The sequence below is a fragment of the Glaciecola sp. 2405UD65-10 genome (genome assembly GCF_048820975.1).
Lineage (GTDB): Bacteria > Pseudomonadota > Gammaproteobacteria > Enterobacterales > Alteromonadaceae > Glaciecola.
Window position 1 is genome coordinate 2,296,712 of the sequence record NZ_JBMEUF010000001.1, and the last position, 23,811, is coordinate 2,320,522.

Here is a 23,811-nt window from a genome sequence, read left to right on the forward strand (position 1 = left end):
ATTACAGTATAATACACTTTATTAAATATAATTTCGGCAAGTTATAACATGAGTAGAACGAAAAAACGATTTATTGCAGGGGCAAAATGTCCATCGTGCGGGCAATTAGACACCCTAATGCTGTATTTCGAGAATAACATAGAGAAATTAGCTTGCGTGAAGTGCGACTACAAAGAATCGCAAACCACGCAAGAAGTCGCGGCTGCCAGTAAATCTAGCAGCGATGTGATAGGTGTATTTAAACCTTAATTAACTTTTAATATTGCTCACTTGTTGTTCAAGTACTGAGCGAACCTGTTCAAGTTGTTGATTTTGTTCTACCAATGTCGTTGCCAAATGTTTGTTTTGCTCAGCCGACATTTTTAAACTACCTACCTTTTGAACAATACTGCTGTTGATGCTGGTTTGCTCATCTAATACGTCGGTAATTAACGTGTTTCTAGCGGTAATATCTGCTACCGCTGTATCCACATCACCTAATACTTGCGATGCCTCAGTAACAGAATCTTGAGACTGTTTAACCGATACTTCGCCTTGCTTAATTTGTGACACCGCCCCTACCGCGCGCTCTTGTAGTTTAGCAATAATGGTTTTTATTTCTTCTGTTGATTGCTGGGTTCTTGAAGCAAGGGTGCGCACCTCATCGGCGACTACCGCAAAACCTCGGCCCTGTTCACCTGCTCTAGCCGCTTCTATCGCGGCATTTAAAGCAAGTAAATTAGTTTGTTCAGCAATACTATTTATTACCTCAACTACCGTGCCCACAGTTTGTGCGTCGGTATCAAGCTGCGCAATAACCTCAGAAGTTAACTTAATTTGCTCACTTGAAGTGGCAATACTTTTAAGGGTTGATTCCATAGCCTGTCGGCTTTTTTGTGCGGAAGAAGCGGCATGAGACGCAATATTATTGGCTTCAAGAATGTTAGTAGACATCTCTTTCGCCGCACTGCCCATTTGCGTAGTGGCATCGTCAATATCAATAGATTGCTGATGCTGCTCATCAGCCTTTGCTGACAAATCCATTGCGCTACTCGCTAGACTCGCGCTGGTAGTATTTAATTGCTGCTGGTTCGCTGACAGTCCAGTGACTAACTCAAGCATCTTTGTGCGTAAGGTTTCAATCGCACGTGCCATTTGGCCTATTTCGCTATTGCCACCAATTTTTTTAACTTCAGTGAAATCCCCTGCACTTACCGCTTTAAGTTGGTCAATAAGAATAGAAAGAGGGTTGGATACGAGTTGAGTAATAATCTTGCCGCATAATAAAATTGAACATAAAAAGGCAATAACGACTACCGCAAGCGCAACACCTTGATATTGTGATGATTCCTTCACAATACTATTACTCTTCTCGGTATTAATTTCTTGCATGTTTGATACAGCTGCTTTTAGAAGATTGCTGGGCTCGCGGTCTATTCCACGCACAGCGGTATCAGCGGCTTTATGATCAAAGTTTTGACTAAACATGTCATAGGCTTTTTGATACTGCTGCAAAATTTTATTGTGTTCTGCACCAAATTTAACTAATGACTGCTTCACGGCGCTTGGAATCTTAGCTTGTTCAAGCATCTTCACATGGCTTTGGATGGAGGCCTGCCGGTCTAAAAAACGTTCCCAATATTTGTTTAAGTCTGCTTGATTATGGCCCCTTAAGAGCACATTTTTCCATTCTTGAACCTGAGTTTTAAACTCTTGATTAATATTCCCCAGTGCGATTGTATTGGCTGAATCAACCGTTACTAGCGCCTCAAAACGATTCATTTTGGACGCCAGCATTACGCCATCTACAACTGCCGCAATACTTAATACGCTCATACCCAGTACTACGGTGGCGAGTATCCTAGTTTTTACTGTATTAAAAGAAAATTTCATAATAGTGCATGTTGTCCAATTAGAAAGGTGTCAACAGGCTTATCGGCTGCTATACCTTCGTCTATAGGTCAACGGTTAATTATTATGGCCTTTATTTTTAATTAATAATGAGGGGGCAACTCAATTTGACCTGCGCTTGGCATTTCAGGCTCTTCTATTGATTTTAGTTTGTCTAACATGGCACGCACTTTTTGCTCAAGGCGGTCAATTTGATCCTGCTGAGCAATCACTGTTTGATTCAGGCTTTCAATTGTATCTTCCTGATACGCTAGCTTGACTTCCAAAGATTCTAATTCGCTTGCTAAGTCACTGTGTTGTTGTGTCATGGTGTTTGCCATATTTCGTAATTTCCACTGCTTGAAATGGAGGCTGCGCCTCCTGTCATATAATCAACGGCATACACTACAGCCGATTGCGGAGCTGGACCATCATTAGGTGCAACCCGCCATTCTTTGAGTATTTTACCTGTTTGTACATCCCATAAAGCTAATCTTTTAGCTGGGGAGCCGGTTAGTAAACGCTTGCTGTCTGCTGAAAACCTAGCGCTTGTAAAAATCAATTGGCGCTCAATAAAATGCAAACGTGATACTTCCTGACCAGTTTGTGCATCCCATATTTGCGCTTTGTCTAGGCCATCAGCGGTGAATAAATACTTCGCGTTTTGATCAATCAGCACTTGGCTAACTCTATGGGGGTGGTCAAACACATGGATTATTTGTCCATTCTTTGTATCCCATAAATAGGCTTTGTAATCATTCCCGCCGGTTAAGGCATACCTGCCATTGGCTGATAAATCTACTGAATTAATTTTCTCTTCATGACCTATAAATTCTAAACGACGCTCAGTACCAGGTTCGAAAAACATGACGGTACCGTTTGCGCGTCCAACCAATACCGCTTTGCCACCATTAGCGATAGCAATATCGCGAATGCTTGATTCATCAATACGCCAAAATCCAATGGGTTCGCCCGTAGCAATTTCCCAAACAGCAAAGGCCTCGCTGTCAGAGGTGATAACAAAATTGCCATCTTTTGAAAATTTAACGTTATCGACCAAATTTAAGCCGTCACCTTGATGACGCCAGGAATACAAAACCTGATTATTTGCTAAATTATGAACTTTTATTGCTCCGCTGACCTCTGATACCACAGCCAATTGTTTTTCTGCGTGTATGTCTGCGTCATAAACGCCATCTTCAGCCAAGTTGAAACGGCTTAATGGCGTAGAATCAGGAATACTGCAAGCACTCAATAAAGACGCTAGCAGGCAGCATATGAAAAAAAATGTGGGTCGAATGTTTAACAAAGGTTTCACTTTGGCCTTAACCGCATTAACATGTGGCTTAGTATAAACTATCAAGGTGTGAAAACGCCAAATAAAGATAATTCAATCATGTTTACGGAGATAAAAATGAAAAAGGCTTCTCTAGCCCTAATTATCGGTACATCACTTGTTTTGAGTGCATGTGGTAATGACAAAAAAGAAACAAACACTGAAGACCAAGTTACAGTAGACGCTGCTGAGGCAACCGTTACCGCTTATACTACGACCGCCGAGCAACACTCTTATGCGCTAGGTGCAAGCATGGGTATATTTGCAAAAACTAGGCTTGAACAACAACAAGCGCTAGAAATTGAAGTTGACCAAAAAGCCCTAGAAGCTGGATTTAATGATGCCCTAGCGGGTAACACACAATTTTCTGATGCTGAAATTCAAACCTTTGCGCAAGCATCTGACACTAAACTTCGTGAAAAACAAGCGGCTGAAGCAGAAAAGAACTCAGCTAAAATAATTGCTGAAGGTGAAGCATATTTAGCTGAAAACGCTCAACGTGAAGGCGTAATCACTACCGATTCAGGCCTGCAATATGAAGTATTAACGAAAGGCGACGGCGCAAGCCCTAAAGCAGTAGATACAGTAACGGTGCACTACAAAGGTACCTTACTGAACGGCGAACAGTTTGATTCTTCATATGACCGTGGACAACCTACTAGCTTCCCGCTAAATGGCGTAATTCCTGGTTGGACTGAAGGTGTTCAATTAATGGAAGTGGGTGCAAAATACCGTTTCCATATCCCAAGTGAACTTGCTTATGGCGGCCGTACCGCTGGCAGTATTCCTCCTCACTCTACCTTGATTTTTGATGTGGAATTACTTGACGTAACTCCAGCAGAGTAATTGCACTTTGCGTTTTAGGTAGAAAGGTTTTAGGTAGAAAGGCTCATGCCTTTCTACCTACTATTTTTATTTATCATATTCAATACTTAGCACCCACCATTCCTTAAGCCCAGTTGGGGTTTTCACACTAAATTCATCATCCACTTGCTTTTTAAGTAAGGCTCTAGCCATAGGTGAGTCTATGGAAATATACTCTGACGTATCCCCATATATTTCTTCAGGGCCAACTATTTTAAAGCGCATAATTTCACCGGCGTCGTTCTCTATTTCAACTCGCGCACCAAAGAAAACCTTACCCTCTTGTTGCGGCGAATATTCAATTATTTGCAGCTCGGGTAGTAACTTTCTTAAGTAACGTACGCGCCTGTCAATTTGCCGTAACACCCTTTTGTTAAAGGTATAGTCAGCATTTTCTGAGCGATCACCTAAACTTGCCGCCCACGTGACTATTTTGGTAATTTTCGGACGTTTTTCATACCAAAGGTAGTCATGCTCTTCTCGCAGTTTGGCATACCCTTGGCTGGTAATAAGTTTGGTTTTCAATTTACGCCATATATAGTTAGTGAAAAGTTTCAACGGGTATTGTTGTCAGTTTTAGCCTTAAGGTCTAGTTTTTTCTTATGGTCACGCTGTGATGCTGCATAAAACGCTCATTATTTCTGCGTGCACGTTTAGGTTTAAAAATACGAGCTTATTTAAGACTAAATTTGGGATGCCATCAAACAATACAAAGGTTATACTAAGTACAAGTAAACAAGACATATCAATGCTCTTATTCAAATTCTTACCACAATGCCAAAAGGCACATTTTCTAACGGAACCCAAAACTGAATGATTATTGACAAAATTGCTGTTGAACTTGGTGCTCAAAGTAGCCAAATTCAAGCCGCCGTAAACTTGTTAGATGAAGGCGCAACCGTTCCCTTTATTGCTCGTTATCGTAAAGAACTGACTCAGGGATTAGATGATACTCAGCTGCGCAAACTTGAGCAGCGTTTGTCTTATTTACGTGAGTTAGAAGACCGCCGAGCGGTAATACTAAAATCAATAAACGAACAGGGTAAATTACCCCCTGAGCTGGCTGATAAAATTAAATCAGCTGAAAATAAAACAGATTTAGAAGACTTGTACTTACCCTACAAACCACGCAGACGCACTAAAGGCCAAATTGCTATTGAAGCGGGTTTAGCCCCATTAGCAAATACCCTACTTAATGACGCTAGCGCTGATCCAGATACATTAGCCCAAAACTATATTGACGCCGAGAAAGGCATTGCCGACACCAAAGCGGCCTTAGATGGTGCAAAGTTTATTCTTATGGAGCAATTTGCTGAAAATGCCAGCGTGCTTCAACAAGTTAGGCAATATTTGCAGCAACACGCTCATGTGGGCAGTAAAGTAATTGCGGGTATGGAGAAGCAAGGCGAAAAATTCTCTGACTACTTTGATTACTCTGAAAAACTTACTGCAGTACCCTCGCACCGTGCTTTAGCTATTTTTCGCGGCCGCAACGAAGGCGTATTACTGGTAGGTTTAGATGCTGAGCCCGCCAACCCTGACAGTAAAGGCCAAGTGTGTGAGGATATTATTAAGCAAGTGCTAGGCTTACAAAGCGCTAGCATTAATGCCCAAAGTAGCGCGCGTGATAAATGGCTACACACGGTAATTCAGTGGACATGGCGCGTCAAAATAAACCAGTATATGGAAACAGAGTTATTTGCCAAGCTGCGTGAAAGTGCTGAAACCGAAGCTATTAATGTGTTTGCCAAAAACTTAAATGACTTACTAATGGCAGCGCCCGCTGGCCCTAAAGTCACTATGGGGCTTGATCCTGGTTTGCGTACTGGCGTTAAAACCGCTGTGCTTGATGCCACCGGCAAGGTATTAGCCACCACCACTATTTTCCCGCATCAACCGCAAAACCAATGGGATAAGTCAGCGCGTACACTTGCCAACTTATGTAAACAGCACAAAGTTGAACTTATTAGTATTGGCAATGGCACAGGTTCAAGAGAAACTGACAAACTTGTGTCTGAAATGATGAAAGCAAACGCAGATTTAGGTTTGCAAAAATTAATTGTAAGTGAGGCCGGCGCATCGGTTTATTCAGCCTCAGAACTTGCTTCAAACGAATTACCAGGAATGGATGTTTCATTACGCGGTGCTGTTTCTATAGCTCGCCGCCTGCAAGACCCACTAGCAGAGCTGGTAAAAATTGAACCGAAAGCCATTGGTGTAGGCCAGTATCAACACGATGTAAACCAAAGCCAACTTGCGCTATCACTTGATAAGGTTATTGAAGATTGTGTAAACGCCGTTGGGGTTGATTTGAACACCGCGTCACCGGCTTTATTGGCACATGTATCAGGTTTAAATAAAACCTTGGCTAACAATATTGTGCATTACCGTGACAACAATGGCGCATTCAGTGACCGTAAAAGCTTGAAGAAAGTAGAGCGTTTAGGACCAAAAGCATTTGAACAAGCCGCAGGTTTCTTGCGAGTTATGAACGGCTCTAATCCGCTTGATAAATCAGCGGTGCACCCTGAAGCTTATCAAGTGGTAGAAACCATTGTGGCAAAAGTGGGTGTAGCTATGAATGACATTCTAGGTAATAAAGATGTGCTTTCAAATATGAACGCGCAAGAATTTGTTACCGAAGATTTTGGTTTACCGACCATTAAAGACATACTTTCTGAGCTTGATAAACCAGGACGTGACCCACGCCCAGAGTTTAAAACCGCTAAATTCAATGACGCTGTGGAAACCATGAAAGACTTAGAAATAGGCATGGTGCTTGAGGGCGTGGTAAGCAACGTTGCAAACTTCGGCGCATTTGTTGATATTGGCGTGCATCAAGACGGCCTTGTGCACATATCAGCCATTACCGACAAATTTATTAAAGACCCTCGTGAAGTAGTGAAAACTGGCGATATCGTAAAAGTTAAAGTGACTGAAGTGGATGTTAACCGCAAACGTATTTCCCTTACTATGCGACTAAACGATGAAGTGGGCACATCTAGCGCAAGAGCGCCTAGCGGTGATAGAAACAACGGCCGAGGCGATAAGCGCAAAGGCGGCACCGATAAACCACACGCTAACGCAAATAAGAACCGTAATAATCAAGCGCAAAAAGCGCCGGCCAATGCCATGATGGGTAACGCTTTTGCTGATGCCTTTGCGAAAGCAAAGAAGTAAGTGAGTTACGAAAATTCAATAGCAAATTAAGTTGGAATTTTTAAGCAAATGCAGTGAAAGCGGAGCTTTCACTGTATGCTTGAATATCTTCAAAGGCTTTAGTTTTATCATTGCTTTGTGAGCCACCTGCTAGCCCTTCCTCGCTTAATTCTGCGCGAGCTTGCTGTTCTTTTTGCGTAGCTTCTGCTGCCACTTTAATATCTTGTGTGCTTGGCTCTGCTGGGGCTAACGCCGCAGCTTTCACTATTTGCATTTTTTCAATGGTATCTTTTGGCGTGCTTTCTTCGCCTACATCAATTTGCACTTCGCCTGCTACAGCATAGCGCCTACCATCAGGGCCTGTTTCATATTCATAAGTGGGTGCGCCCGCATATTGCCCACCAACCGCTGCATGAGCTTGTTCATGAACACGTACTTCTTGATCACGGTCTTTTAAGGTTTGAACTTCTTTCTCTTCTTCGTCGCTGAGCTCTAAACTCGTTTCATCTTCGTCCTCTGCTTTAGCCGCTTGCTTGGCTTCATCAGAAATACTGACTTTGTCACTAGAAGGATAAGCTTGTGCTTGGGTGGGTGCTTCAATGGCTGAACGTTGTTGATTATCGAGCCGGGCTTGTGCAGTACCCGGCACATTTTGCTGGGCATCAATAGACTGAAAATCAAAGGGAAGAACTAGATTCATTTAGGCTTACGCGAAGGTATCTATAATGGTACCTAGCATACTGTCTGATTTTGAAATCACATCAGCTGAGGCTTGCGCTTGCAAAGAGCCAGAAACTATATCGATTGCGGCTTTGTTGATATCAAGATTTTGCCTGTTCTGTCCGCTGGCTAAATTTTGGCTGGCATCTGACATTTGACGGCTACCATTTTGATACCCTTCTAATCCACTATATAGCGCGCTTTGGCTTGATTCAATCACTGCGATACCTCAATACATTATTACTCAAGGTTGTATCGGCCGCTGCGAGAATTTCTTTAGAAAAAGAAATTTGGACTGTCCCGTTTTACTTTTTGGACTGTCCGAACGGTAGTTTCAGGACGTGAAATTCACGCGGTGAATAAAGTCTGCCAACAATGCTAGGGTGTCTGATTCATGGCTAATAAAAGGTGCATGCGAGGCCTTAGGCATTATATGTACTTCGCAGGAAGGGTTAAGCACCTGAATTTGCGTCACAACCTTAGCCGGTACCAAGCTATCAAGGCGGCCAAAAATTCTTAAGCAAGGAATAGTATCAAATCGCTTAACTTGTTCTCTTAAATCAACACTCGATAACAATTCTAAGCTACTATTTAGTACGCTCGGTGAGCTCAATGGGTGCGCTTTCAACATACCTAGCATAGTCTTAACAGTTTGATTTGGACTGTCCAGCCCCATACATTGAATGGCTAAAAAGCGTGTCAGCACGCTTTCATGATTCTGCGTCAATTGCTTTGCAAACATTTTTAACACGGCAGGTTTTATGCCCGGCCACGCTGAATCCTCTACAAATTTGGGGCTACTGCAAAGCTGTATATGTGCCACAACTTTTGAGTCAGCTTTAGCTACCAAGGCTTGCGTAATCAAACCGCCCAGCGACCACCCCAGCACAATACAACGTTTGGGCAACTGCGCATGCACTGTGTCAACCACGCTTTGCAAATCATAATTAGGTGGCACGGAATCAAATTGCGTACCGTAGCCAGGCAAATCAATACAATGCACTATGCTATTTACACGCTGCGATAATAAACCCGCAAATTGAGACCAAATACCCTGATTCATTCCCCAACCATGTATTAAAACAATGTCAATTTGTTCGTTTTGATTTTGCAAAATATCTGTCCTTTTGATCAGCAGACCAAGCCATTGCCCCGTGATATTGTTTTCTCATCTTGAAACTAAGCTACAAAGAGCTCAGCCAAAAAATATGCGCCCACTGTACTACTACTGCCAACAAATATTTGCTTACATACAATCAATAATTGGGCATAAAAATTGTTTTTTATGCCATCAAAGCAGTGCCTCGCTTGTGTGCGAATTTTGCCAGCAAGATATATTCTTACCTACATTTCCGTCACCCGCTCACAACCTATTAGATTACGAAAGAGTGCACAAGCATCTTATACCTCCCTCATATGTGAGTTTACATGCTTTAGGAGAATACAAGGGCATAATAGCAGGGCTGGTGAGTAAGCTTAAGTTTTCAGGGCAAGTACTTGCAGCCAAAGTACTCAGTGATTTTTTTATCTGCTATTTAAAAGACTCCTTGCTTCATAAGCAAAGTGTGCCCGATGCCTTAGTGCCTATTCCACTGAGTAAATTACGCTATATTCAGCGTGAATTTAACCAAGCGCACGAATTATCAATTCACCTAAGTGAGGGTTTTGATATTCCAATCTGCCAAGCCTTACAAAGGCGCAAGCATACCAAGCAGCAATCAAGCTTAAATAAAGAGCAGCGTTTGCTTAATATACAAAATGCCTTCGAAATAACTACAAGCGTGCCATATAACTCCATTGCACTAGTAGATGACGTTATCACCACAGGTGCAACTATTAACGCGGCATGCGAAGCTATTCAGGCCCACTCTCCCGACCTTGAAATACATGTGTGGTGCATGGCGGTTTCGGTGAAAGAATAAATTCCCTTTGGTTATAAAAGCGGCGTTTGATACAGCGCATTTGCACTTAACTTATTAGTCCCATCCCAATAACCTCTGAAGTGCACGTTATCAACAAAGCCAATTACCGCGCCTTTTTGTTTCTTGTTTACCACCACCGAGGCAGAACGCTTAATAAGTGCCTGCATTTCATCAGCCGAATACCCGGCTACCAGCGGGTTTTCAATATATGTTGCTATGTCTTCAAATGGATTGTCAGTGGCTCGCAGTACACCGTTACTGGTCTTGAATGTGGGCAGAATATCACGCTCAAAGCCAAAGAATAGTGGATGGCTTAAATCAATTTTACTTTTATACACAGCGCCCGCTATTAATTTCTTGGCACCTAAGGCTTGTTTATCAGAATATTGCATATCATCGGTGGAAAAAGAGGAGTTGATAGCTTCACCAGATAAGGGCTGGTTGTTTATCCAACCGAGTCGAGCAAACCAAGCCACTGCTGATTTTTGACCAACCACTACACCGCCTCTGTTCATCCATTTTTCTAACTTATTAATGGTGCCATCGTTAATTTTGATATATGAGCCTGATGCAAAAAATATGTGGGTGTACCTATCTACATCGCGGTTGTTCAAATCACGCATGTCCCAAATGGTTACGGGTAAACCTACGCGGGTATCAAGGTAATGCCACATTTCACCCACTTCGTAACTTGAAGTACCTATTCCACCAATCAACAATACCTTGGGAGATGTTACTGGTGCTAAGCTACGCGAGCCTAAATCACTGCCTGAAGAAGTCAGACCGCTTTGAATATTATAAGCGCGAATATTGAACTTTTGAGCGCTGCTTGACACTATGCTAGCCACTTCACTAGGTTGCGTAAGGGCATTGGGAATAACTACGCTACCTCGTGCAAACTTCACTTCGCCAGAAGATGTCAATGCCGTGAAATCTGAACCCGCTACTCGAGCTTGAACACCTTTATCAAGAAGTGATTGAAGTAATGCCGGTGCTGACGAGTCAAACCATTCAAAAGCATAAGCGTAAGCATCACTATCTATAGCAATATTTTGTTGCGTACTTGCCTGCCATGTACTTAATGCTAGCTTTCGGCTAAGCGAAGATTTCACTTGTTCATAAGGTAAATTAAACGCCAAGCCAATATTCCAATTTGAAACATCATAAAAAGTGTTGTCAGTAAAGCGTTTACGTTCACTGAAAAGTGAGCGAATTAAACGATACTGGGCTTGGTCAAACGGAATATAAATACTTTGCTTAGCCTTATATTGCGTGCCATTAATATCAATATCTTCACTTAACATTTCTAGCTTAATTTTATGTGATTGCAAAATATTGACCATACGTTCAAAGCGGGTAGCGTCTTTGCCCCTTGTGACCACATAGCCTGCAAATTTGTCATCTGCCACTAGCTTTTTAGTGTCTTCAAAGAATTCACGCTGATAAGCTAAAATAGCGGCTTTATTAGCGAACGCGCCAGCAAAAGTAGACAAAGAAGTAGTGACTTGATTTTGAATAGAATCTTGGAAAGTTAGCAAGCCATTAATTGATTCTTGCACGTGTCCGCGGCTGCTCGCTTGCTCGAACAAAATACCTATGCTGCCGTGCGCGTCAGGGTAAGTAGACCCCTTCCCATAGTAAAAATCATCAAAACTTTCTTCGCTAAAATACAACTTTTTCGCATCGTCTAAGGCTTTTGCATGAAACTTAGCGATTGCAGAGGTGAGTGTTACATTTTGATTAGGCGTCCATGGGTTTTTACGTGCAGCAATGCCGGGCTGAAAGAAAAAGGTACTGTCGGTGCCCATTTCATGAAAGTCAGTTACTATATGCGGGCGCCACGCGTGAAATTGCGCAATACGTGCTTTTGACTCAGGATGTGTTAGCAACAACCAATCGCGGTTTAAGTCAAACCAATAATGGTTTGTTCTTCCGCTAGGCCAATACTCTTTATGCTCTCTATTACTGGGATCAGATACTAAGTTTTTGCTTTTATGCATATTCGCCCATTGTGCGAATCTGGCCATGCCATCTGGATTAAGTGATGGGTCGAGTAATATAATGTTTTGCGCTAATAAGTTTTTAACTTCATCACTGTTTGAAGCCGCTAAATGGTAGGCAATTAACATAGACCCATTGCTACCCGAGGGTTCGTTACCGTGAACGCTATAACCCATGTAAATAACTAATGGGGCATCACTTTTCGCTGATTCGCCTAACTGAATGCTTTTTAGATGCTTAGCTTGAATTTCATCGATATTACTTTGGTTTTCTGGTGAGGTAATACGCACTGAAATCAATGAGCGGTGTTCGTGCGTTTTCCCAATTACGCTTACATTCACACGCTCAGATTTTTCGCTCAGTACTTGCATATAAGTAAGCAATTGATCATGACGCATATGCCATGTACCTATGGGGTAGCCAAATACCTCTTCAGGAGTAGGAATATCAGGGTTGTAGTCTTGATTTTTAGGGAGAAAATCAAGGTCACTTGTTTGAGAAAAAGCGTTTGTTGCAAGGCCTAGTGTGCTTACAATAATGAATAAAACCAATGATGCCTTAACAAATCCTAGCAAGTGATGCATATAATTCCTTTGTTTTATTTTCTTTTCAGCGAACAATTGTCGCTCAATTTGAATCAAAAGTATAATTATGTAGCAATATATTAGACCAAAGTAAAAAATGATGAGTACTTGAGTGTTTTACTCGGGTAATTTTTGCTACACTATAGCCATTAATGATTAACGCATTGTTGAGGCTCCTATGATAAATATTTCCGAATCAGCACAATCTCACTTTTCAAAACTGCTTGCACAACAAGAAGCCGGTACAAATATAAGAGTATTTGTTATAAACCCAGGTACTTCTAAAGCAGAATGTGGTGTGTCTTACTGCCCGCCTGACGCCGTTGAGCCACAAGATGTGCGCCTTAACTTTAATGGCTTTGATGCTGTAGTAGACGAAGAAAGCGCGCCGTTCTTAGAAGACGCAGAAATTGATTTTGTAACTGACCAAATGGGTTCGCAGCTTACACTTAAAGCACCTAATGCTAAAGCCCGTAAAATTAGCGATGACGCATCTTTGGTTGAACGCATCAATTACATGATTGAATCTGAAATTAATCCACAATTGGCAAGCCACGGTGGCCAAGTGTCACTTATGGAAATAACCGAGGACGGTGCAGCCATATTGCAGTTTGGCGGTGGTTGTAATGGTTGTTCAATGGTTGATGTAACGTTGAAAGACGGCATTGAAAAGCAAATGCTTGAACAATTTGCCGGAGAAATTACTGCAGTGAAAGATGCTACCGAGCACGAAGCTGGCGAACACTCTTACTACTAGACACTCCGCTATTGCCAAACACTAATGAAGAGTTTAGCCGCAAGGTTAAGCTCTTTTTTTATAACACGGCTATATAAAGGCTTGTGGCTTGTAATAAGTCCAGTAGTAATAGTAAATGCCTTGCGTAATACCTCTACTGGCTAAAAAACTTAACATGGCTATCCACATTGCCATGTTACCTTGTTCGCTAAACACTAAGTAGAAAGGTAAAAAGACTAAGCAGGTACTTACTAACATACTTGTACGCATAGCCGCTCCCTTGCTTAATCCTACGAACACTCCGTCCATTAAAAAACACCAATGCGCAATAATAGGCAAGCATACAATAATGTTTGAGTAGTCTTTCATGGCCCTACGAATATTGTCATGATCACTTAGCAAGTTAACAATTGGACTGTCCAGAAAGTAAAATACAAGGGCATACAAAATAGCAAATATACTTGACCACACTAGCCCAATTTTGAAGTTTTGATGTATTTTATCAATGTCTTTATCACCCTTCGCTTCGCCAATAAGGGCTTCAACACCATTGGCTACGCCATCTAAACCTAAGGCAATTAAGGTAAAAAATTGCAAAATTATGGCATTTACTGCCACCGCTTCTGCGCCGAAATGCGCACCGCGAAGCATGATAAACGCTATCACAAATTGCAGTGCTAAATTCCTAACAAAAATATTGGAGTTGAGCGAAAGTAAACTTTGCATGCTTGTGAAACTTAACCAACTGCGCAAACGCGCTCTTATCTCATGGCCTTTACTGTGGAATAGTTTTAATTTGGACTGTCCAGAATAGTGTTTAACTATGAAATAAGCGCCTAAAATCAACATCATATATTCAGCGCAGGTGGTTGCACCAGCTACGCCCTTAACGCCCCAATCAAACACATATACAAACAGTAAGCTTGCCGCAATATTAATTACGTTAATCAGCACCTGTAAAATCAACACTAATTTGGTTTTATGCTGCCCAACTAACCAACCCACAATCACCAAATTAAGCATGGCGGCTGGCGCGCCCCAAATTCTTACAAAAAAATAGTCTTGTGTGCTGCTAGCAATTTGAGCAGAAACGTCTGAGAAAAACAGGCCCGCTTGAACAATCGCTTGTTGCAATAGCAAAATACAAAACGCGAGTAACAAACTAAGCGCCGCCCCTTGTATTAATACCTTAATTTGCATGTGTGGTTCGGCATTTTTTGTTTGCGCACTCAAGCCCGTAACCGACATTTTTAAAAAACCACACAGCCAATATATTTGCGTCACAATAAGGCTGCCAATAGCCGCACCAGCAAAATAATGAACTTCCTCCATGCGCCCCAAAATGGCGGTGTCTACCAGTCCAAGAATAGGGGTGGTTACATTCGCCAATATCAAAGGCAGGGCCAAGGCTAATAAACGTCCATGAGTTTGCGAAAAATTAGTGATACTATGCCCTTATTATTTTAGCTATTGAGTCGGCTTGTTTATGTTTGTGCATCGCAATGTTTTTAACTTTTTTCTTATTCTAATTGGAAGCTTAATAGCACAGGCTGCTTTTGCAAACCAAACCATTGCTGAAAGCCCAAACCACCATAATTTGGTTATATTACAGTATCATCATGTATCTAGCGATACTCCGGCAAGTACCAGTGTTTCCACTGCCGTATTTGAATCGCATATGGCGCTTTTATCAGAGGGCTACAAGGTAGTAGATTTAAGCAGTGCTCTTAAAAAGATTCAAAACGGACAAGCGCTAGAAGATAAGTCTGTTGCGATTACCTTTGATGACGGTTATACCAATATACTTGAAAATGCCCATCCTATTTTAAGCAAGTACAATTTTCCCTATACGGTGTTTATTAATCCATCAATTATTGGTGAATCTAGTGCCCAGCTCACATGGGAACAAGTTAAATCAATGCAAGATTTAGCCACGTTTGCCAATCATACTTTAGACCACGCCCATCTACTTGCGAGAAATCCAAATGAAAGTAGTGAGCAAGTGTTAAAGCGCTCAATGAACAATATTGAGATGGCTGAAAATATTATTAGTGACAACATAGGCTACAGTAAAAAGTGGCTTGCCTACCCTTATGGCGAATTTAACTTGCGTCTTAAAAACGCACTGCTTGATGCTGGCTATATTGGCTTTGGACAGCAGTCTGGTGCAGTATCACGCATGAGTGACTTTGGCGCATTGCCGCGCTTTCCAGCGGCTGGTGTGTACGCAAATATAAATAGCCTAAAGGTAAAACTAAATAGCTTAGCCATGCCAGTTACTCAGTTAACACCCGCCAAAGTTGAATTTAGCTCGGGCGAGGAAATCACCGGTTTTACCCTTACAGTAAAACCAAAGGATATTAAAATGGGCCAATTCGCCTGTTACTTTCAAGGTAAAACCCTTGAGCTTGATATTGCTGAAAGCTCGGTAAATATAAAGCTGCCTTTCACCATGAAAGCCGGCAGAATGCGCGTTAACTGCACCGCGCCTAGTAAGCAGTTATCAAATCGTTATTATTGGTTTTCACATGCTATGTTTACCGCCACAGAAAGTGGCGAGTTTCTTGACTAGTTGTTCAAACCGCCCAACTAAAGGGTGTAATGCAAGCGCGAAAAGGTTTGCTGAGTAGGTTCAAAAAATGAGTCTTTGCTCAGCATGAATCCGCAGGCTAAATAAAAACTTAAAGCTTCATCGTTGTCTTTATCTACATCTAAAATTACGCAGCTTTTGTTTAGTATTTTTGCTTGCTTTATAGCATGCGCTATTAGCTTTCTGCCAAGCCCTTGTCCTTTAAAGTTTTCATGAACCGCCAAATGACCAACGCAAAGTTCATGTTCCGATGGGCTTTGAAAAACACGGCTCAGCAATGGGTTAGTTATGAGTAAGTGTTGAATTTGGCTTTCTAACAAGTACTGCTGCAAGCACTTAAGCGTGGCGAGTTGAAAAGCATCACCTAGTTGCGCATGCCAAAGGGTCATGCACGCGCATATTTGCAGATTCGAGTTATCATTTTTGGAAGGCTCAATCACATAGTGCATGTTGGCGCTAAATTGGCCGTTGTCTTGTTGAGCAGCCTGTTCTATAAAGGCTTTAACTGCCTGTTCGCCCTTAAATAAATAAGGCAATAATACCGGCGCTGATGACAAAATAAGCTCACAAAGATTAGCTGAGTCAGTCACTACACCTTGTCGAATGTTCATCATGATAAAAAGTGCGCTAGTCAGACGCCAATATAATTGGCAGGTCTTGTTTTATTTGCTGCATATCGCTAATGGCCAATTTACCGGCTTGTTGCTTAGGTTTAAAGCGCCCCACCACATTGCCTTTAGGATTAATCACAACAATAGACGCGCTATGATCGACTAAGTAGTTTTCATTATCAGTACTTTCACTCAAGCTATACATCATTCCCATACTGCGTACTAAAGGAAATATTTGCTCATGCGGGCCCGTAGAGCCAACAAAGTCGGCGTTAAAGTAATTAATATATTCGTTTAAACGTTCAACGGTATCGCGCTTAGGATCCACCGACAAAAACCATACTTGCAAAGGATGTTTTGCCTCAATGGCAGTAATTTCTGGATATATTTCGCTAATTTCAGAAAGCGTTACCGGGCAAATATCAGGGCAAAACGTATAACCCACAAAGGCCAAGGTCCACTTGCCCATTAAGTCTTCGTTGGTGAAAGGCACATTGGTATGCTTTGTTAGGGTAAAATCAGCAAGCGCTCGCGCTTGAGGGTACCAACTTAAGTACTGTGTTTGCTCTGATAAGGGCTCATCTTTTGAACTAGGCGGAGCAATAACTAAGGCGGCATAAATCCCACCTATAAACACAACCAACAGAAACAAACCTAAGCCAGTATTCTTCATACACCTTTTTCCTATATGCCATAAGCAGTATTAATTTAATGCGCCTGTTACACCAACAAATAGTGATCAAGCAGTAATACAATAAATAGTACCATTAAATGAATAATAGAAAACTTAAAGGTGGCCATTGCCGTATCGGATTGTGGCTTAAACTTGAGTTTTAAAGCCATATATAAAAAATAAGCATTTAATGCACTAGAGCCAACAAGGTATAAGTTTCCACTCATGCCGGTCAAATATGGCAATAAGCAAATCAAGCATAGCAAAACGGTGTAAAGCACTATACAAGTTTTAGTAAAGTCGATGCCGTGGGTATTTGGGAGCATCGGTATTTCGGCTTTTGCGTAATCTTTCTCTCGATGAATCGCTAAGGCCCAGAAATGAGGCGGCGTCCATGTGAACACAATGAGTACCAGCAACAAGCCATAGGCATGAATTTCGCCGGTAACTGCGGTCCAGCCAAGTAATGGAGGAGCTGCACCTGCTAAGCCACCAATCACAATGTTTTGCGGCGTAGCGCGCTTTAAATACATGGTGTAAATAACCGCATAGCCCACAAGGCTAAGTAAGGTTAGCCATGCGGTAAGCATATTCACAAACAAGGCCAAGGAAGCAAAACCAATTGCACCAAGGGCAAATGCGAACCATAGAGCTCTTTCAATCGATACTTTGCCTTTTGCTACGGGGCGGTTAAAGGTACGCGCCATTAAGGCATCAATTTTATGATCAACCGCGTGGTTAATAACCGCCGCTGCCGACGATAAAAAGCCAATACCTAATAAGCCCGCAATAAGTACCATTGGGTCAACCCAAGTTTCACTGGCCAAACACATACCCACTAAAGCGGTGAGCAAAAGCAACATTACTACTTTTGGCTTGGTAAGCTCGTAATAATCACGCCACACCTGAGTGATTTTCGCACTTGGTTTAGTGGCTTTGTTACCCGCAAGGGGAAGCGCTTTACTCATGTTATTCTCCTTCTCATAGCAGGCAAAACATAGCGCATTTCACCTGCACAAAAATGTATTAACTAGTATTTTCGATACATTGTGTAAGTGAGTAGTATCATCACTAACAGCAAACAGGCGGCCACTGCATTGTGCAGCACAGCTACGCTAAGTGGTAAGGTATACACCACATTACTAATGCCTAAGCCTATTTGCACACCAAGTACTACCACCAATAGGGTGCTCATGCGCTTAACTAAACCTGAGCTTGATTTTTTATACAAGGCAACCGCCAACCAGCAAATATATAAAAACACCGCAATTGCGCCAAAGCGATGTGCCACATGCATAGTTACGCGCTCTTCATAGGAATGCACGCCAAACTCGTAATTTTCTGCCTCGGGAACACTAAACGCCCCAGCAATATCAATTTTTGACGTCCACGTCCCTTCACAAATAGGTAACTCAGTGCATGCTAAAGATGCATAATTCGCGGATGTCCAACCGCCTAAACCTATTTGAATTACTAGCAAGATAATGCCAATTGTGCCAAATTTTGCGAAGTTTCGAATTTGGGCATCACCGCCAGGTATTCGATAAGGCGTTATGCGTAAATAGAGCAAGAACAAGCATGACAACACCGTAAAGCCACCTAATAAATGCCCCATAACAACAACAGGTAGTAAATTCAAGGTAACTGTCCACATGCCTAAAGCGCCTTGAAAACACACTAATAACAGCAAAATGAAAGGTAATTTAATAGGTGAATTGCGCCCACGCATTCTCTTGACCAAAGATACTACGAACAAAATTAAAATAAACAAACCAAGGCTGGCGGCAAAATACCTATGGATCATTTCATTCCATGCTTTTTGTGCTTCTACTGGTCGTTCAGGATAGGCAGCATTAGCAGCCTCAATTAAACCCTCGTCTTGGGGAACCACTAAATGTCCATAGCAACCCGGCCAATCAGGGCAGCCCAATCCGGCATCGGTCAAGCGGGTGTATACGCCAAGCACAATAACGACAAGGGCCAGTAATATGCTAACGAATACCAATTTTTTCATATAACCGTGATCCTAAGCCTTAACCAATACGCGAGAGTTTCAATAGTTTTCTGAGATCTGCCAATATGTTGCGGCTATCCATAATCGCTTCCTCAGCATTGGCTGTGGTGGGATAACGTAATACAACATTATGCATAGTGTCAGTAATGAAAATAGCATTTATATTAGTGTTGTTAAACACTTTGTTTACATTTTCTTCACTTTTTTGTATCAATTCAACACCAGGTAACGCTAGTACTTCACTTAGTACATCATTACTTGAACCTTCCGTTTGAATAAACAAGGTGCTTACTCGGTCAGATTCTTTACCTGTAGCTTGGTATATTTGCTTAATACTGTATATGGCGTTTTGGCATGATTGCGCGCAGCTTGCCGGAATAACGTATAAAAGGTGCCACTTTTGCTGGCTAGTGTTTAACAATCCGCCAGCTTCAATAACGGGTTGAAGCAGCTCACCTTTATTAGTAGAAGCCTCGTTGAACCACTCAAATTTTAAAGCGAAATAAGCAAGTAGCACCGGTAAAACGAATACAGCTATCATTAACATTAGGTTGTTTTTATTACTTTCATTTGCCATGGTGGCGTCCTCTTATAATACCAATCAGCGGAAACTCATTGGGTAAATGCGCATGTATAACATGTATGAAAAACGTTTATGACGAACGTTTGCGCAAACTGATTAAAAATATAGTTAAACCTGCCACAGCTAATCCAAACCACTGGATGGCATAAGCAAGGTGCTTTTCAGGCTGCATACTCATCACTTTCCATTCACGTACCAAATCAGTGGAATCATTTGGTAACAAACGAAGCACGAAGGGCAATACCTCGGTATTTAAGTGTTGACTAATTTGCGCTAGGTCAAGCTCTTGCAGCAATGCTGGAAATTGCCCAAAGGCTTGATTCGTTTCTTTTACAAAAGCGTTATTAGTCGGAATATACACAATGCCCTCAAGCCTAGTTAACTCACCCCTATTACTTGGCAATTTAATGCTTGGCATTTCTCCTCTTGCGCCTTTGTTTTCTATCCACCCCATATTAACCATTAATACGCCGTACGACGTGTTAAATGGGGCCAATACGTAAAAGCCAGGCTTGCCCCCATGTAGTTTGTTATCAATATAAAAAAGTGTTTCTGTAAAACTGCCCGTAGCATGAGCTTGATAATCTTGATAATGCGACACCTCGCTTATTACCTTTGGTAACGAGAGCGTGGCCTGCTGCTTAGCTTGTTCTATATGCGCAATTCGTTGCTGCTTTTCATCCATTCGTTGAAGCTGCCAAAAGCCTAAAAAGAGCATAATGACAAGCGCCGTAAAAACGATTATGGTAGTAATATAAGGAAAGTGAGTATTCGCTTTTATTAAAGCCATAACTTACTTGCATCCAAATAAAAACAATAGGCATTTACTGATGGCAATAAAAATAATTGTAGGCGGCTTACTCATTTTTATGGTGTACAACTTGTTCCGCGCAATGCAGATCATGTTAAAAGGCGACACCGGCGAACCCATGAGTAAATTCATAGGCCGCAGAGTGCTCACCTCTGTTTTTATAATATTATTACTGCTTGTTGCTATAGCCACTGGTTTGATTCAACCCAACCCGCGCCCTTATTAAAGTATATAAACAAAGAAAAACAGCATTACCCACACCACATCAACAAAGTGCCAATACCAACTACCTGCCTGAAAAGCGAAATGCTCTTTTGGCGTAAAGTGCCCTTTCATTACCCTAAACAACATCACAATAAGTATTACCGTACCTAAGGTTACATGCATGCCATGAAAACCGGTCAATAGGAAAAACGTATTGCCGTATACCCCTGAATCTAGCGTAAGGCCAATGTCATAGGCGTGAATATATTCCCATGATTGCAAGCCTAGAAATATAAGTCCCAGCACTATAGTAAAAAATAGTAAGCCCGTTAATTGCTTACGTTTGTTTTGCTCTAGCCCTACATGAGCATAGTGCAAAGTAACAGATGAAATTAATAAAATTACGGTGTTAGCCAAGGGCAAACCAAACCAACTCATAGTGGCCGATTCGGTCCCACCAGGAGTAGTTAGCAATGGCCACACAGCTTCAAAAGTAGGCCATAATACTTCGTTGGTCATAGCGTTGTTTGAAGCACCCGCCAGCCATGGCACTGAAATTGTTCGGGCATAAAACAATGCGCCAAAAAATGCTGCAAAGAACATTACCTCTGAGAAAATAAACCACGACATACCTTGGCGATATGAACGGCCAAGCTGGTCGCTATATAAGCCTGACATTGACTCGTCAATTTGATTTTTAAACCAACCAACAATCATAATAAGTAGCGCGGCTAAACCTGCGATAAGCGTATATTTGCCAAAGCCTGATTCGCCCTTACTAGACTCTATAACTAAGTTTCCCGCTCCCACGGCAATTAAAAACAAGGCCACTGCGCCCACAATGGGCCAAATGCTTTGCTCGGGTACGTAATACTTTTGATATTCTTGCTGAGCCATTTTATTCTCCAGATATCTTAATTCATTGCTACATCAGCGGCTTGCTCGGTGATGTCGTAAAGTGTGTATTGCAAAGTAAAGAAGGTAATGTCTTCAGGCAGTTGTGGGTCAATATAAAATACCATAGGCATAATAGCCTCTTCACCGGCCTTCAAAGGCTGATGCTGAAAACAAAAACACTCTGTTTTATTTAAATATAAAGATGCCGTACCCGGCGATACCGAGGGTACGGCTTGCGCAATAATGTCGCGCTGTGTAGGGTTTCTCACGTAAAAAGCCACTTCGCTCATTTGCCCGGGATGCACATCTACTTTGCGCGTTTGTGCAGTAAACTCCCATGGCATACCCGAATTAGTGCGGGTAATAAAATCTACCGTAATGGTGCGGGTTTCATCAATATCTTGCGGTTTATAAACTGCGGCTTCGGTATTTGTTTTTCCGTTTATGCCGGTTATGTCGCAAAACACATCGTATAGTGGCACCAGCGCATAACCAAAACCAAACATTCCCACTACAACCAGTAATATTTTACTGACTGACTTACCATGCCCGCCCGATTGCGGTGCACGGCTTTGCTCATCATTTTGCTTAGGGGTTTGCTCAGCACTCATGTAGCATCTTCCGCCCTATTTAATTACTGGAGGTGTATCAAATGTATGATACGGCGCAGGCGATGGAATTTCCCACTCCAAGCCCTCAGCCCCTTCCCAAACTAGGCTTGTTACCGGTTCACCTTGCTTACGGCAGGCTTTTATCAATAACGCTAAGAATATAAGCTGTGACAGTCCAAAGGCAAAGCCACCCACTGATATCCACTTATTGAAGTCAGCAAATTGCAGGGCGTAATCGGGAATTCTTCGCGGCATACCCGCTAAGCCTACAAAATGCATAGGGAAGAACAATACATTTACCGACACTAATGAGCACCAAAAATGCCATTTAGCTAGGGTGATATCAAACATCTTACCGGTCCATTTAGGTAACCAGTAATACACCGCCGCCATAATTGAGAATACCGCGCCGGTTACGAGTACATAATGAAAATGTGCTACCACAAAATAGGTATCATGATATTGAAAATCTACTGGCGTAATGGCTAGCATTAAGCCTGACAACCCACCAATGGTAAATAGCACAATAAATGCGATAGCAAACAGCATGGGTACCTCAAAACTTAGCGAACCGCGCCACATTGTGGCCACCCAGTTGAACACTTTCACCCCAGTGGGAACAGATATAATCATAGTGGCAAACATAAAGAACATTTCTGCGGCCACGGGCATTCCCGTGGTGAACATATGATGCGCCCACACAACAAATGACAAACCTGCAATTGAAGCGGTGGCATAAACCATTGAGGCATATCCAAAAAGCTTCTTGCGCGAGAACGTAGGCACAATTGCCGATATAATTCCAAAGGCAGGCAATATCATGATGTAAACTTCAGGATGGCCAAAGAACCAGAATATATGCTGGAACATGACTGGGTCACCGCCGCCGGCAGCGTCAAAGAAGCTTGTGCCAAAGAATTTATCAGTAAGCACCATGGTAACTGCCGCAGCAAGCACTGGCATTACAGCTATAAGTAAAAATGCAGTGATCAACCATGTCCATACAAACAAAGGCATTTTCATAAATGTCATGCCGGGGGCACGCATGTTGAAAATGGTCACAATCACGTTAATAGCCCCCATAATTGAGCTTATACCCATTATGTGAACTGAAAACACAAACAAGGCAGTGCTATCACCACTATAAGTGGTTGAAAGCGGGGCATAGAATGTCCAACCGAAGGCAGGGCCGCCGCCTTCCATAAATAATGACGCTAATAAAATCAAGAAAGCAAATGGCAGTATCCAAAAGCTCCAGTTATTCATGCGCGGCAAGGCCATATCTGGCGCGCCTATCATCATAGGCACCAACCAGTTAGCTAAGCCTGTAAAGGCGGGCATTACGGCACCAAAAACCATAATTAAGCCGTGCACGGTCGTCATTTGGTTAAAGAAGTTAGGCTCTACAATTTGTAGTCCAGGTTGAAAAAGTTCGGCGCGAATTACCATAGCCATAGCACCGCCCACTAAAAACATGATAAAGGCGAACCACAAATACAAAGTACCAATGTCTTTGTGGTTGGTAGTGAACAACCAGCGTGTTATCCCTTTTGGAATATGGTGCTCATGCTCATGATGGTCGCCTTCAGAAATAGGATCCGTGGTATTGGTAGTGGTTGTCATAAT

At 42.2% G+C, this 23,811-nt stretch carries 25 protein-coding genes; 7 read left to right on the forward strand and 18 right to left on the reverse strand.

From position 1 onward, the window contains the following. Positions 1–48: 48 nt before the first annotated feature. Entirely contained in the window at positions 49–249 is a 201-nt protein-coding gene (locus ACOI22_RS10260) for a YheV family putative zinc ribbon protein (RefSeq protein ID WP_420671934.1), read from the forward strand. On the opposite strand, the gene ACOI22_RS10265 is transcribed toward ACOI22_RS10260, so the two are convergent. The 3 genes from ACOI22_RS10265 to ACOI22_RS10275 all read right to left on the reverse strand — a co-directional run bounded on the left by ACOI22_RS10265 (position 250) and on the right by ACOI22_RS10275 (position 3,187). Continuing rightward, a complete protein-coding gene (locus ACOI22_RS10265) occupies positions 250–1,872 on the reverse strand; it encodes a methyl-accepting chemotaxis protein (RefSeq protein WP_420671935.1) in 1,623 nt (540 codons plus the stop codon). 101 nt (positions 1,873–1,973) lie between these two features. Further along, positions 1,974–2,198 (reverse strand): SlyX family protein, encoded by a 225-nt coding sequence (locus ACOI22_RS10270; protein WP_420671936.1) that lies wholly within the window; start codon positions 2,196–2,198, stop codon positions 1,974–1,976. Beyond that, positions 2,195–3,187 carry a WD40 repeat domain-containing protein gene (locus tag ACOI22_RS10275; protein ID WP_420672355.1) on the reverse strand — a complete coding sequence of 331 codons (993 nt, stop codon included), beginning with the start codon at positions 3,185–3,187 and terminating at the stop codon, positions 2,195–2,197. Before ACOI22_RS10275 ends, ACOI22_RS10270 begins: the two co-directional genes overlap by 4 nt. Positions 3,188–3,283: 96 nt before the next feature. Between ACOI22_RS10275 and fkpA the strand changes: the two genes are divergently transcribed. Beyond that, the gene (fkpA, locus tag ACOI22_RS10280) at positions 3,284–4,051 is read left to right on the forward strand and encodes an FKBP-type peptidyl-prolyl cis-trans isomerase (protein ID WP_420671937.1); all 768 of its coding nucleotides are present in this window, start codon (positions 3,284–3,286) and stop codon (positions 4,049–4,051) included. Between the two features lie 66 nt (positions 4,052–4,117). Here fkpA and greB read toward each other — a convergent pair whose 3' ends face one another. Further along, positions 4,118–4,594, reverse strand: a complete 477-nt coding sequence (gene greB / locus ACOI22_RS10285; protein ID WP_420671938.1) for a transcription elongation factor GreB — start codon at positions 4,592–4,594, stop codon at positions 4,118–4,120. Between the two features lie 288 nt (positions 4,595–4,882). On the opposite strand from greB, the gene ACOI22_RS10290 reads away from it, so the two are divergent. Then, positions 4,883–7,249: a Tex family protein gene (locus ACOI22_RS10290; RefSeq protein WP_420671939.1), complete on the forward strand. Its 2,367-nt coding sequence runs from the start codon at positions 4,883–4,885 to the stop codon at positions 7,247–7,249. Between the two features lie 40 nt (positions 7,250–7,289). Here ACOI22_RS10290 and ACOI22_RS10295 read toward each other — a convergent pair whose 3' ends face one another. The 3 genes from ACOI22_RS10295 to bioH all read right to left on the reverse strand — a co-directional run bounded on the left by ACOI22_RS10295 (position 7,290) and on the right by bioH (position 9,062). Next, positions 7,290–7,928 carry a putative metalloprotease CJM1_0395 family protein gene (locus ACOI22_RS10295; RefSeq protein ID WP_420671940.1) on the reverse strand — a complete coding sequence of 213 codons (639 nt, stop codon included), beginning with the start codon at positions 7,926–7,928 and terminating at the stop codon, positions 7,290–7,292. 6 nt (positions 7,929–7,934) lie between these two features. Then, complete coding sequence (locus ACOI22_RS10300) at positions 7,935–8,168, reverse strand: hypothetical protein (protein WP_420671941.1); 234 nt, start codon at positions 8,166–8,168, stop codon at positions 7,935–7,937. A gap of 114 nt (positions 8,169–8,282) precedes the next feature. Further along, positions 8,283–9,062 (reverse strand): pimeloyl-ACP methyl ester esterase BioH, encoded by a 780-nt coding sequence (bioH, locus tag ACOI22_RS10305; RefSeq protein WP_420671942.1) that lies wholly within the window; start codon positions 9,060–9,062, stop codon positions 8,283–8,285. Between the two features lie 196 nt (positions 9,063–9,258). On the opposite strand from bioH, the gene ACOI22_RS10310 reads away from it, so the two are divergent. After that, complete coding sequence (locus ACOI22_RS10310; protein ID WP_420671943.1) at positions 9,259–9,870, forward strand: ComF family protein; 612 nt, start codon at positions 9,259–9,261, stop codon at positions 9,868–9,870. Positions 9,871–9,881: 11 nt separating this feature from the next. On the opposite strand, the gene ACOI22_RS10315 is transcribed toward ACOI22_RS10310, so the two are convergent. Further along, positions 9,882–12,455 carry a M14 metallopeptidase family protein gene (locus ACOI22_RS10315; RefSeq protein ID WP_420671944.1) on the reverse strand — a complete coding sequence of 858 codons (2,574 nt, stop codon included), beginning with the start codon at positions 12,453–12,455 and terminating at the stop codon, positions 9,882–9,884. Between the two features lie 178 nt (positions 12,456–12,633). Here ACOI22_RS10315 and nfuA point away from each other — a divergent pair, with 178 nt between their 5' ends. Then, entirely contained in the window at positions 12,634–13,212 is a 579-nt protein-coding gene (gene nfuA, locus ACOI22_RS10320; RefSeq protein WP_420671945.1) for a Fe-S biogenesis protein NfuA, read from the forward strand. Positions 13,213–13,281: 69 nt separating this feature from the next. Here nfuA and ACOI22_RS10325 read toward each other — a convergent pair whose 3' ends face one another. Beyond that, on the reverse strand, positions 13,282–14,598 hold the full coding sequence (locus ACOI22_RS10325) for an MATE family efflux transporter (RefSeq protein ID WP_420671946.1): 1,317 nt from the start codon (positions 14,596–14,598) through the stop codon (positions 13,282–13,284). A 79-nt stretch (positions 14,599–14,677) separates the two neighbouring features. Here ACOI22_RS10325 and ACOI22_RS10330 point away from each other — a divergent pair, with 79 nt between their 5' ends. After that, positions 14,678–15,763 (forward strand): polysaccharide deacetylase family protein, encoded by a 1,086-nt coding sequence (locus ACOI22_RS10330; RefSeq protein ID WP_420671947.1) that lies wholly within the window; start codon positions 14,678–14,680, stop codon positions 15,761–15,763. A 17-nt stretch (positions 15,764–15,780) separates the two neighbouring features. Here ACOI22_RS10330 and ACOI22_RS10335 read toward each other — a convergent pair whose 3' ends face one another. From ACOI22_RS10335 to ACOI22_RS10360, 6 genes are all read right to left on the reverse strand, one after another. Then, the gene (locus ACOI22_RS10335; RefSeq protein ID WP_420671948.1) at positions 15,781–16,395 is read right to left on the reverse strand and encodes a GNAT family N-acetyltransferase; all 615 of its coding nucleotides are present in this window, start codon (positions 16,393–16,395) and stop codon (positions 15,781–15,783) included. A gap of 13 nt (positions 16,396–16,408) precedes the next feature. After that, entirely contained in the window at positions 16,409–17,065 is a 657-nt protein-coding gene (locus ACOI22_RS10340) for an SCO family protein (protein ID WP_420671949.1), read from the reverse strand. A gap of 47 nt (positions 17,066–17,112) precedes the next feature. Then, positions 17,113–18,033: a heme o synthase gene (gene cyoE / locus ACOI22_RS10345; protein ID WP_420671950.1), complete on the reverse strand. Its 921-nt coding sequence runs from the start codon at positions 18,031–18,033 to the stop codon at positions 17,113–17,115. Between the two features lie 62 nt (positions 18,034–18,095). Beyond that, positions 18,096–19,079: a COX15/CtaA family protein gene (locus ACOI22_RS10350; RefSeq protein ID WP_420671951.1), complete on the reverse strand. Its 984-nt coding sequence runs from the start codon at positions 19,077–19,079 to the stop codon at positions 18,096–18,098. A 19-nt stretch (positions 19,080–19,098) separates the two neighbouring features. Then, a complete protein-coding gene (locus tag ACOI22_RS10355) occupies positions 19,099–19,656 on the reverse strand; it encodes a hypothetical protein (RefSeq protein ID WP_420671952.1) in 558 nt (185 codons plus the stop codon). Between the two features lie 76 nt (positions 19,657–19,732). Beyond that, a complete protein-coding gene (locus ACOI22_RS10360) occupies positions 19,733–20,452 on the reverse strand; it encodes an SURF1 family protein (protein ID WP_420671953.1) in 720 nt (239 codons plus the stop codon). Between the two features lie 40 nt (positions 20,453–20,492). On the opposite strand from ACOI22_RS10360, the gene ACOI22_RS10365 reads away from it, so the two are divergent. Further along, a complete protein-coding gene (locus ACOI22_RS10365) occupies positions 20,493–20,699 on the forward strand; it encodes a DUF2909 domain-containing protein (protein ID WP_420671954.1) in 207 nt (68 codons plus the stop codon). Here the strand turns inward: ACOI22_RS10365 and ACOI22_RS10370 are convergent. The 3 genes from ACOI22_RS10370 to ctaD are packed head-to-tail and all read right to left on the reverse strand — an operon-like array spanning position 20,696 to position 23,808. After that, on the reverse strand, positions 20,696–21,574 hold the full coding sequence (locus ACOI22_RS10370) for a cytochrome c oxidase subunit 3 (protein ID WP_420671955.1): 879 nt from the start codon (positions 21,572–21,574) through the stop codon (positions 20,696–20,698). The genes ACOI22_RS10365 and ACOI22_RS10370 overlap by 4 nt on opposite strands. Before the next feature lie 17 nt (positions 21,575–21,591). Then, positions 21,592–22,185: a cytochrome c oxidase assembly protein gene (locus tag ACOI22_RS10375; RefSeq protein WP_420671956.1), complete on the reverse strand. Its 594-nt coding sequence runs from the start codon at positions 22,183–22,185 to the stop codon at positions 21,592–21,594. Between the two features lie 15 nt (positions 22,186–22,200). Further along, a complete protein-coding gene (gene ctaD, locus ACOI22_RS10380; RefSeq protein ID WP_420671957.1) occupies positions 22,201–23,808 on the reverse strand; it encodes a cytochrome c oxidase subunit I in 1,608 nt (535 codons plus the stop codon). Positions 23,809–23,811 lie beyond the last annotated feature (3 nt).